Below are 9,727 nucleotides of genomic sequence, written 5' to 3' on the forward strand. Positions count from 1 at the left end.
CCAATGACGCCGGCCCCTCGGATTCACGGGGATCGGATGTCACAGGACTTCAGCGCCGAGCAGAAGCGCTATCTCGAAGGCTTTGTTGCAGGGGCCGCCGCGTCGCGCGCGGTAGGCGGGTCTGCGGCGGGTGCTCAACAATCCCATGCCAGCGTCCCATCCGGGCCGGATGCGCCGCATCTGGCGGCGCAGGATGCCCAGGTCAAGGCAGGCAAGAAGCTCGCCGATCCGGAAAAGTGGAAGCGCGACGAGCATCCCTTCGACGCCTATGCGCGCCTGACCGCCGAGGCTGCGACCGGCAAGCTTCCCGGCCCGGCCGATAACTTCCGCTGGCGCTATTTCGGCCTCTTCAATGTCGCCCCTGCGCAGGACAGCTTCATGCTGCGCATGCGCATTCCGAACGGCATCCTGAAGGCCCATCAGCTCGAGGGCTGCGCCGACCTTGCTGCCCGCTTCGGCGGCGGCTACCTGCACGTCACCACCCGCGCCAACCTGCAGATGCGCGAGATTGCCCCGGTCAACGCGAAGGCGCTGCTGGAAGAGCTGACCGATCTCGGTCTGGCGGCCAGAGGCTCGGGCGCCGACAACATCCGCAATGTCACCGGCTCGCCGCTTGCCGGCATCGACCCGGTGGAACTGATCGACACCCGCCCGCTCTGCCGGCAATGGCACTTCCACATCCTGAACCATCGGGTGCTCTATGGCCTGCCGCGCAAGTTCAACGTCTCGTTTGACGGGGCCGGCCTGTCGCCGGCCCTTGAGGAGACCAATGACATCGGCTTCCAGGCGGTGGAGGTTCGCGAGGCGGGCGAGGCCGGGGCGGGCATCTGGCTGCGCATCCTGCTGGGCGGCATTTCCGGTCACCACGACCTTGCCCGTCCAAGCGGCGTGTTCTGCCGGCCGGAGGAGGCGACCGATGTCGCCGACGCCATCGTGCGCGTGTTCATCGACCATGGCGACCGGACGAACCGCAACAAGGCGCGGCTGAAATATGTGCTCGACTCCTGGGGCTTCGACCGGTTCCTGGCGGCCGTCGAGGAGACGCTGGGCCGGCCACTGGTCCGCATCGACGAAGCCCGCATCGCACTGCGCCCCGGAACCGACCGCCATGCCCATGTCGGCGTGCATCCGCAGCGGCAACCCGGCCTCAACTGGATCGGCGTGGTGATGGATGTCGGCAAGTTGACCTGCTCGCAGGCCGAGGGGCTTGCCGCCATCGCCCGCGAGTTCGGTGACGGCGATATCCGACTCACGGTCTGGCAGAACCTCATCCTCTCCGGCATTCCCGACGACAGGGTGGCCGCGGCCGAGGCGAGGATCGCGGCCCTCGGCCTCTCCACCGCGGTCACGCCTGTGCGGGCCGGCCTTGTCGCCTGCACCGGCAATGCCGGCTGCAAGTTCGCCGCCGCCGATACCAAGCGCCACGCGCTGGAAATTGCCGCCCATGTCGAGGCGCGGCTTGCCATCGACGTGCCGGTGAACATTCACCTGACCGGCTGTCACCACTCCTGCGCCCAGCACTATATCGGCGATATCGGCCTGATCGGCGCCCGCGTGCCGGTCAATGACGAGGGCGATACCGTCGAGGGCTACGACATCGCGGTCGGCGGCGGATTTGCCGAGAACGCCCGCATCGGACGCACGCTCTGGAAGGGCGTGAAGGCGGAGGATGCACCGGCCCATGTCAAGGCGCTGCTCAGGGCCTATCTCCTGAACCGGAACGGGCCGGACGAGGGCTTCCAGGCCTTCACGCTGCGCCATGAGCCGGAGGTGCTCGACCGTCTCGCAACGTCCGGTATCGCCCCCCTCAGGGAGGCAGCCGAATGACCATCCAGCCGACAACGCCGATCTTCGCGCTGATTCCCGAATCGGCCCCCTTCTCGCCTGAACAGCGCCAGTGGCTGTCCGGCTTCTTTTCTGCAGCGCTGGCACCCGGCACCGTGCCTGGCGCCGTGCCGGTGGCGGCACCGGCGGATGTCACAGACGCCAGCGCGGACCTTGCCTCCAACGACACCGCGCCGTGGCACGATCCGGCCATGCCGCTCGCCGACCGCATGACGCTCGCCGAGGGACGGCCCATCGCACCGCGGCTGATGGCGGCCATGGCCCAGCAGGATTGTGGTCAGTGCGGCTATACCTGCGCCGACTACGCCAATGCGCTGGCGGGAAGGTCCGAGGAACGCCTGAACCTCTGCGTACCGGGCGGCAAGGACACGCTGCGCATGCTCAAGGGGCTCGCAGCCGAGATCGGCGCGGCGCCGGCCGCACCGGCCCTCATGCCGGGATCAGCCGCTGGCGAGCCAACACCCGCCGCCCCCGGCCGCTCGCGCGAGGCGCCCGTGGAGGCAACCTTCCTGTCGCGCCGCAGGCTGAATGCCGAAGGCTCCGAGAAGGAGACCTTCCATGTCGAGTTCGATCTATCGCAGACCGCCCTGGACTATGTCGTTGGCGATGCCTTCGGCCTGATTCCGGTCAATGATCTCGGATTGGTCGACCAGATCATCGCCATGCTGGGCGCCTCCCATGTCACCGAGGTGCGCGGGCGAACCCTGCGCCAGGTGCTCGCCGAGGAGGTGTCGCTCTCGCCTGCCCCGGACAGCCTGTTCGAGCTGATCTCGTTCCTCAGCGGCGGCGCGCAGAGGAACAAGGCCCGCGCCCTTGCCACAGGCGAGGACCCGGACGGGGACGCCGCCACACTCGACGTGCTGGCCGTGCTGCAGAAATTTGCCGGCATCCGGCCGCATCCGGAAGCCTTTGTGGAGGCGCTGGAGCCGTTGCAGCCCCGCCTCTACTCCATATCCTCCTCGATCAAGGCCAATCCCGGCCGCGTCTCGCTGACCGTCGATGCGGTCCGCTACGTCGTCGGCAAGCGCCGGCGCCTCGGCGTTGCCTCCACCTTCCTCGCCAGCCGCGTGGAGCCAGGTGCGAAGGTCCGGGTCTATGTCCAGCGCGCCCATGCCTTCGCTCTGCCGGCCGACCCGTCGCGGCCGGTCATCATGGTCGGCCCCGGCACCGGCGTCGCCCCGTTCCGCGCCTTCCTGCAGGATCGCTGGGCCGACCGCGCGCCCGGCCCCAACTGGCTGTTCTACGGCCACCAGCGTCAGGCAACCGACTTCTTCTACGCGGACGAACTGGAAGCGATGAAGCGGGCCGGCGTGCTGACGCGCCTGTCGCTGGCCTGGTCGCGCGACGGCGACCGGAAGATCTACGTCCAGGACCGCATCCGCGAGACCGGCGCCGAGCTCTGGCGCTGGCTGGACAGCGGCGCGCATGTCTATGTCTGCGGCGATGCCAAGCGCATGGCGAAGGATGTCGAGGCAGCCCTCGTCGAGGTCATCGCCGCACATGGCGGGCACACGACCGACGCGGCCATTGCCTATCTGCGGGAGATGAAGAAGGCCTCCCGCTACCAGACCGATGTCTATTGAGGCCGTGCGATGACCAACACCGCATCGCGCCAGCCCGAACCTCGCCGCGCCGCCCGCATGGCACCGCTGGCGACGCTGCCGGTCTTCCTGAAGCTCGCCGGCCGCCGGGTCGTGGTGGTCGGAGGCGATCCCGCTGCCGTCTGGAAGGCCGAGCTCCTGTCCGCAGCCGGCGCGCGCGTCGACGTCTTCGAGGCCGCACCATGCGATGACATGATGGCGCTCGCCGCCGATCCGCCCGGAGGCGCCATCACGCTGACTGGCGGTAGCTGGGCGATGGCCGACCTTGCAGACGCGGCCTTTGCGGTCGGCTCCATCGCGGATGATGAAGAGGCCGCCCGGTTCAGGGACGCAGCCCGTATTGCTGGCGTGCCGGTCAATGTGATCGACAGGCCCGCCTTCTGCGACGTCCAGTTCGGCGGCATCGTCAACCGGTCGCCGCTGGTCATCGGGATCTCGACGGACGGTGCGGCACCTGTCTTCGGCCAGGCCATCCGTGCCCGCATCGAGGCGCTGCTGCCGCAGGGACTGTCCCGCTGGGCCGCGGCCGCGAAGCGCTGGCGGAAGCGCGCGGAAGCGCTTGGCCTGCCCTTCCGCGCCCGGCGACGGTTCTGGGAAATGTTCTCCGCGCGCGCGCTCGCCGAGCCGTCCGCGATCCCCGACGACCCGCTTGCCGTGGCCATGGAGCAGGCCGCGCTGGCGGAGGCGGCCACGCCCGCCGGCCGGATCGTGCTGGTCGGGGCAGGCCCCGGCGACCCGGAGCTCCTGACCATGAAAGCCGTGCGGGCCCTGCAGTCTGCCGATGTCATCGTCCATGACGACCTGGTTCCGGCCGCCATCCTCGACGTCGCCCGCCGCGAATCGCTGCGCATTGCCGCCGGCAAGCGAGGCCGCGGCCCGTCGTGCCGTCAGGAGGACATCAATGCGATGATCGTGCGGCTCGCCCGCGAGGGTCGGCACGTGGTGCGCCTCAAGGCCGGATGTCCGCTCGTCTTCGGCCGCGCGGGCGAGGAGATCGCCGCAGCCCGCGCTGCCGGTATCCCCGTCGACGTCGTGCCCGGCATCTCGGCGGCCCAGGGCGCGGCAGCCACGCTGACCGCCTCGCTGACCCACCGCGACCATGCCCGACGGATACAATTCGTCACCGCCCATGGCCGCGACGGCCGCCTGCCGCAGGACCTCGACTGGGCGGCACTGGCCGATCCGGCAGCCTCCACGGCCGTCTATATGGCGGGAGCGACCTGGCACGAACTCGCCGACCGCCTGGTCGCAGGAGGGCTTGATCCGGCCACCCCGGCCGTGGCTGTCGCCAGCGCGACGCGGCCTGACGAAACCGTCATCGCCGCGACCGTCGCGACCCTTGCGGCTGCGCTCGCCTCGCGCGACTGGTCAGGCCCGATGGTCATTCTGGTCGGCACGGCCTTTGCGGACGCCGCCCGGCACAACGCCCTGGCCGAGCCGGCCAGCGCAAGCGTTCCGGGCCCGGCTTTTTCTTGACAAGCCGGGTGCAACCTGCCAAATCCCGCCCCGACCAGCCGGCGGCGACGCGGCGGGCGCAAGCCCCCATTCCCCAAGCCCGGTGACGATTTTCCGCGAGGACCACCATGGCCAAGGCCGCCACGATCAAGATCAAGCTCGTCTCGACCGCTGACACCGGCTATTTCTACGTGACGCGCAAGAATTCGCGCACCATGACCGACAAGCTGTCGAAGAAGAAGTACGATCCGGTCGCGCGCAAGCACGTCGAGTTCAAGGAAGCCAAGATCAAGTGATCAGTGACTCCTGACTGACCAAGTCTGCCGGACGGCCCCGCAAGGGGCCGTTTTCGTTTGGAGCCCCTGCCGCCGGATCGCCCTCGTATATCCGGCCGCCGCTCACAATTCCCCCCCGCGCAACCACCCTCAACACGCTGCAAGCCGGCGCAATGCCGCCAGCCGCCGCATCTCCCTACACCTGGTCCTGCGAATACCGCACGAACCCAAAGGGAGTTGCCCCATGCTTGCTCGTCGTACCGTTCTGGCCGCCCTTGGTGGTGGTCTCGTCGTCGCCGCCTCCGGCCTTGCCGCCCAGGCCGCGTCCCTGCCCTCGCCCGAAGGCACGCCGGCCGGTGGTTCCGCCCCGCGTTCCGTGGGCGATCTCAACCGCGGCCTCGGCCGCCCGGCCGCAGCGCCCGGCGCCCCGCGCGAGATGCAGTACTACGTCGTCCGCCGCCGCTACTGGGTGCGCCGCTACTATGTCCGCCCGCGCCGCTATGTCTGGCGCTGCTGGTGGAACGCCTATGGCCGCTACTGCCAGTGGCGCTACATCTGAGGCCATCCCGATGGCTTCAGGCATGGGAAAGCCCCGGTCGGTGTTCCGGCCGGGGTTTTCCATTTCCATGGCAGATGATGGTGGCCGGTCGGGCTGACGGCGATCGGAGAGGCCATCCGCACCGAACCCGACCGGCCGACCCTACGGACCCAGGAGATGCGGCGGGCCTGAGTAGCGCAGGGTATGCGACCAGACCGACGCAGATCCCTGAAAGCAGGACCTCAGTCTGATCTGCCGCAGACACTAGTCAGGCCGATGGGCGCCGACAATGAAGACAATCGCAATCTGCCGATAAACCGATTCTTAACCTGAAGAGATACGGTTGACGGACAAGGTAAACGCAGGGGACCTGTCATGCGACTAGTCGTATGCTTGTCTAGGCGGCGTCCAGAACGACGCGGTTCCGGCCATCGCGCTTGGCCCGGTAGAGTGCCTGGTCGGCACGCCGGAACAGGGCATCGGCTCCGCCATCCTCGGGCAGCCGCTGGGCCATGCCGATGGAGACCGTGATGTCCAGGGCGTTCTCGCCCTTCTGGACGGCGAACGGCTCGCCGGCCACGCGCGAGCGGATGCGCTCGGCAACGATCGATGCAACGCCCGCATCGGTATCGGGCATGACCACCACGAATTCCTCGCCGCCGAGCCGGCAGGCCAGGTCGATGCCCCGCACATTGCGCTTCAGGCGCTGTGCAAACTCGCGCAGCACATCGTCGCCGGCGTCGTGGCCATAGGTGTCGTTGACCGACTTGAAATAGTCGATGTCCAGCATCAGCACCGACAGCGGCTTGCCCCGCATGGCGGCCTGCTCCAGCAGCGTCGCCAGATGGTTCTCCATGTAGCGGCGGTTGTGCAGCCCGGTCAGGCCGTCCGTCACCGCCATTTCCATCGACTGCAGGACATTGTCGCGCAGGCGGTCGGTATAGCGCTTGCGGCGAACCTGCGTGCGCACGCGCGCGCACAGCTCGTTGCGATCGATCGGCCGCAGCAGATAGTCGTTCACGCCGATATCGAGGCCGCGCAGCAGGCGGGCATCGTCTTCCGGCTCGGCGATGACCAGGATCGGCAGGCTGCGGGTGCGGTCCAGCGACCGGATCTGCGAGCACAGCCGCAGAGGATCGAAATCGGCAAGGCCGAGCGACACCATGACGAGGTCGTAGCTGCCCTCCGCAGCGCGGAACAGGGCCTCCTGCGGCCGGGTCTCGACATCCACGGACTGCTCGCTGCGCAGCCCGCCGACGATCCGCTCGTGCGAGGACGGTCGGTCGTCCACCAGCAGGATGCGGCCGTTCCGGCCGTTCACGGCCACCGCCTCGGCCAACGCGTCGTGCATGCCGATCTCGCGCGAGGTGACGGCGCGCATGCGCAGCTCGTCCTGAACCATCTTGAGCCGGACCAGCGAGCGCACGCGGGCGATCAGCGCGATGTCGTTCACCGGCTTGGTGAGGAAATCGTCGGCGCCGGCCTCCAGCCCCTTCACCCGGTCGGACGGCTGGTCGAGCGCGGTGACCATGATGACCGGGAGATGATGGGTGGCCGGGTTGGCCTTCAGCCGGCGACAGACCTCGAACCCGTCCATGCCCGGCATCATGACATCGGTGAGCACGATGTCGCACTGGGCCCGGTCGCAGATCGACAGCGCTTCCGGACCCGACATGGCCGTGATCACGTCGAAATATTCGGCCGAGAGGCGTGCCTCCAGCAGTTTCACATTGGCCGGAATATCGTCAACCACCAGGACCCGGGCCGTCATCGCTTGTTCCCTCGCCTCAGGCCTTGCCGAGAAACTGGCGCACGGTCTCGATGAACTTGGCCACCGAGATCGGCTTGGACAGATAGGCCTCGCAACCGCCCGCGCGAATGCGTTCCTCGTCGCCCTTCATGGCGAAGGCCGTGACGGCGACCACCGGAATGTGCCGGATCGTCTCGTCCTCCTTGATCCAGCGCGTCACGTCGAGGCCGGAGACCTCCGGGAGCTGGATATCCATCAGGATCAGGTCGGGCCGCTCGTTGCGGGCAAGGGTCAGGGCCTCCATCCCGTTGCGGGTCTGGATTGTCCGGTAGCCGTTGGCTTCCAGCAGATCGTGGAAGAGCTTCATGTTGAGCTCGTTGTCTTCCACGATCATAACGGTCTTGGACATGAGGGCAGGCGTCCCGGACATGCGGCCCGGAGACCGGGCCAATTTGGCTGCAAACCAAGGTAATTCGGATTCCTTTCGGAAAGGCAAACCATGACGCAACGCGAGGCGGAACGAAGGCGGAACGGCGCGGAAGCGACGGCGGTCGCGGCCCTCGCCTTCCTGGCAGCCGAGCCCGACCGGCTTTCGCGTTTCCTGGCTCTGGCCGGCCTTGGCGGCGCCGACGTGCGTGCGGCGGCCGGCGAGCCGGGCTTCCTGGCCGCCGTCATGGAGCACCTGATGAGCGAGGAGGACCTGCTCCTGGCCTTCGCCGCGGACCAGGGAATCCGGCCCGAAGCCGTGGTGCGGGCAGCGCACGCGCTCGGCGCGGGCCCCTGGGAGCGCGACCACGCCTGATGCGTGCTGACAGCGGCCGGCGCGCGACTGCTTGCCGCAGCGCCCGCGCCGGATCAGGATCACCGGCACCGAGTCGCACCATGGCCCTGCGCGCCTTCTGCCGGGACTGCTTCACCGCCCTGACCCCGGGTGGCCGCCGCTGCGCGGCCTGCGGCTCGCCGCGCATCGTCAACCACGCCGAGATTGAGACCCTGGCGATCGCCCATGTCGATTGCGACGCCTTCTATGCCGCGATCGAGAAGCGGGACGATCCCTCTCTTGCCGATCAGGCGGTCATCATCGGCGGCGGCAAGCGCGGTGTCGTGTCGACCTGCTGCTACATCGCGCGCATCTCCGGCGTGCGCTCGGCCATGCCGATGTTCAAGGCGCTGCAACTCTGCCCGCAGGCGGTGGTCGTCAAACCAGACATGGACAAATATGTCCGCGTCGGGCGCGAGGTGCGCGAGGCCATGCGCGCCCTGACGCCGCTGGTGGAGCCCATCTCCATCGACGAGGCCTTTCTCGACCTCTCCGGCACGGACCGCCTGCATGGCGCGCCGCCGGCGCTCACCCTCGCCCGCTTCGCAAAAGCGATCGAGCGCGACATCGGCATCACCGTCTCGGTCGGCCTGTCCTACAACAAGTTCCTGGCCAAGATCGCCTCCGACCTCGACAAGCCGCGCGGATTTGCCGCCATCGGCCGCGCCGAGGCGCTGGATTTTCTCGGCCCGCGGCCCGTTTCGCTGATCTGGGGCGTGGGACGCGCCATGCAGCAGGCGCTGGAGCGCGACGGACTCAAGCGGATCGCCGACCTGCGCCGGCTCGACGAGGCCGACCTGATGCGGCGCTATGGCGCGATGGGCCAGAGGCTGGCGCGCCTAGCCCGCGGCCAGGACGACCGCACGGTTAATCCGGAAGGCGAGGCGAAGTCGGTATCAGCCGAAACCACCTTCAATCAGGATATCCGCGACCATCGCGCGCTGGAGAAGCAGCTGTTCCGGCTGTGCGAGAAGGTGGCCGCCCGCTGCAAGGCCAAGGACCTGTCGGGCCGCTCGGTGACGCTGAAGCTGAAGACGACCGACTTTCGCCTGCGCACGCGCTCGCGGACGCTCGAGACGCCGACCGCGCTGGCCGCCCGGCTTTTCGAGGCCGGTCGCGACCTTCTGGCCCGCGAGGTGGATGGCACGGCCTTCCGGCTGATCGGCATCGGCCTCTCGGATCTGGCGGGCCTCGACAAGGCCGATCCCGCCGACCTGGTCGACACGTCGATTGCGCGCAACGTCAAGGTGGAGGGCGCGGTCGACAAGTTGCGCGCCCGTTTCGGCAAGTCGGCGGTGGTCAAGGGCATCCTGCTCGACGACTGAGGCGATGCAGCGCCCTCACCCCGCCGTCAGGCCACCCTTGTCGACCACGAAGCGGGCGACCTCGGCCACGCCGTCGCCGGTCTTGATGTTGGTGAAGACGAAAGGCCGCTGTCCGCGC

The 9,727-nt window shown here is 68.5% G+C and carries 9 protein-coding genes; 7 read left to right on the forward strand and 2 right to left on the reverse strand.

What is annotated here, in order from left to right; genetic code table 11:
* The first annotated feature begins 36 nt into the window (after window positions 1-36).
* The 5 genes from ACTIFS_RS21465 to ACTIFS_RS21485 all read left to right on the forward strand — a co-directional run bounded on the left by ACTIFS_RS21465 (window position 37) and on the right by ACTIFS_RS21485 (window position 5,735).
* Window positions 37-1,827: a NirA family protein gene (locus ACTIFS_RS21465; protein WP_439576164.1), complete on the forward strand. Its 1,791-nt coding sequence runs from the start codon at window positions 37-39 to the stop codon at window positions 1,825-1,827.
* On the forward strand, window positions 1,824-3,428 hold the full coding sequence (locus ACTIFS_RS21470; protein ID WP_439576165.1) for a sulfite reductase subunit alpha: 1,605 nt from the start codon (window positions 1,824-1,826) through the stop codon (window positions 3,426-3,428). The genes ACTIFS_RS21465 and ACTIFS_RS21470 overlap by 4 nt, the downstream gene beginning before the upstream one ends.
* A gap of 9 nt (window positions 3,429-3,437) precedes the next feature.
* Window positions 3,438-4,922 (forward strand): siroheme synthase CysG, encoded by a 1,485-nt coding sequence (gene cysG, locus ACTIFS_RS21475; RefSeq protein ID WP_439576166.1) that lies wholly within the window; start codon window positions 3,438-3,440, stop codon window positions 4,920-4,922.
* 107 nt (window positions 4,923-5,029) lie between these two features.
* Window positions 5,030-5,197: a 50S ribosomal protein L33 gene (gene rpmG, locus ACTIFS_RS21480; protein ID WP_439576167.1), complete on the forward strand. Its 168-nt coding sequence runs from the start codon at window positions 5,030-5,032 to the stop codon at window positions 5,195-5,197.
* 223 nt (window positions 5,198-5,420) lie between these two features.
* Window positions 5,421-5,735, forward strand: a complete 315-nt coding sequence (locus ACTIFS_RS21485; protein ID WP_439576168.1) for a hypothetical protein — start codon at window positions 5,421-5,423, stop codon at window positions 5,733-5,735.
* 376 nt (window positions 5,736-6,111) lie between these two features.
* Here ACTIFS_RS21485 and ACTIFS_RS21490 read toward each other — a convergent pair whose 3' ends face one another.
* Together ACTIFS_RS21490 and ACTIFS_RS21495 are read right to left on the reverse strand one after the other, a co-directional pair.
* Window positions 6,112-7,485, reverse strand: a complete 1,374-nt coding sequence (locus ACTIFS_RS21490; protein WP_439576169.1) for a PleD family two-component system response regulator — start codon at window positions 7,483-7,485, stop codon at window positions 6,112-6,114.
* A gap of 16 nt (window positions 7,486-7,501) precedes the next feature.
* Window positions 7,502-7,873 (reverse strand): response regulator, encoded by a 372-nt coding sequence (locus tag ACTIFS_RS21495; RefSeq protein ID WP_439576170.1) that lies wholly within the window; start codon window positions 7,871-7,873, stop codon window positions 7,502-7,504.
* A 90-nt stretch (window positions 7,874-7,963) separates the two neighbouring features.
* Between ACTIFS_RS21495 and ACTIFS_RS21500 the strand changes: the two genes are divergently transcribed.
* Together ACTIFS_RS21500 and ACTIFS_RS21505 are read left to right on the forward strand one after the other, a co-directional pair.
* Window positions 7,964-8,266 (forward strand): DUF3572 family protein, encoded by a 303-nt coding sequence (locus ACTIFS_RS21500; protein WP_439576171.1) that lies wholly within the window; start codon window positions 7,964-7,966, stop codon window positions 8,264-8,266.
* A gap of 80 nt (window positions 8,267-8,346) precedes the next feature.
* Window positions 8,347-9,609: a DNA polymerase IV gene (locus ACTIFS_RS21505; protein WP_439576172.1), complete on the forward strand. Its 1,263-nt coding sequence runs from the start codon at window positions 8,347-8,349 to the stop codon at window positions 9,607-9,609.
* Window positions 9,610-9,727: the final 118 nt, after the last annotated feature.

The organism is Phreatobacter sp. (genome assembly GCF_051860605.1).
GTDB lineage: Bacteria > Pseudomonadota > Alphaproteobacteria > Rhizobiales > Phreatobacteraceae > Phreatobacter.

What these genes read in the sequence shown, in the direction of transcription:
- ACTIFS_RS21485 (WP_439576168.1), top strand. Translation starts at nt 5,421, where the DNA reads ATGCTTGCTCGTCGTACCGTTCTGGCCGCCCTTGGTGGTGGTCTCGTC.
- cysG (WP_439576166.1), top strand. Translation starts at nt 3,438, where the DNA reads ATGACCAACACCGCATCGCGCCAGCCCGAACCTCGCCGCGCCGCCCGC.
- ACTIFS_RS21465 (WP_439576164.1), top strand. Translation starts at nt 37, where the DNA reads ATGTCACAGGACTTCAGCGCCGAGCAGAAGCGCTATCTCGAAGGCTTT.
- ACTIFS_RS21495 (WP_439576170.1), bottom strand. Translation starts at nt 7,873, where the DNA reads ATGTCCAAGACCGTTATGATCGTGGAAGACAACGAGCTCAACATGAAG.
- ACTIFS_RS21490 (WP_439576169.1), bottom strand. Translation starts at nt 7,485, where the DNA reads ATGACGGCCCGGGTCCTGGTGGTTGACGATATTCCGGCCAATGTGAAA.
- ACTIFS_RS21500 (WP_439576171.1), top strand. Translation starts at nt 7,964, where the DNA reads ATGACGCAACGCGAGGCGGAACGAAGGCGGAACGGCGCGGAAGCGACG.
- ACTIFS_RS21505 (WP_439576172.1), top strand. Translation starts at nt 8,347, where the DNA reads ATGGCCCTGCGCGCCTTCTGCCGGGACTGCTTCACCGCCCTGACCCCG.
- rpmG (WP_439576167.1), top strand. Translation starts at nt 5,030, where the DNA reads ATGGCCAAGGCCGCCACGATCAAGATCAAGCTCGTCTCGACCGCTGAC.
- ACTIFS_RS21470 (WP_439576165.1), top strand. Translation starts at nt 1,824, where the DNA reads ATGACCATCCAGCCGACAACGCCGATCTTCGCGCTGATTCCCGAATCG.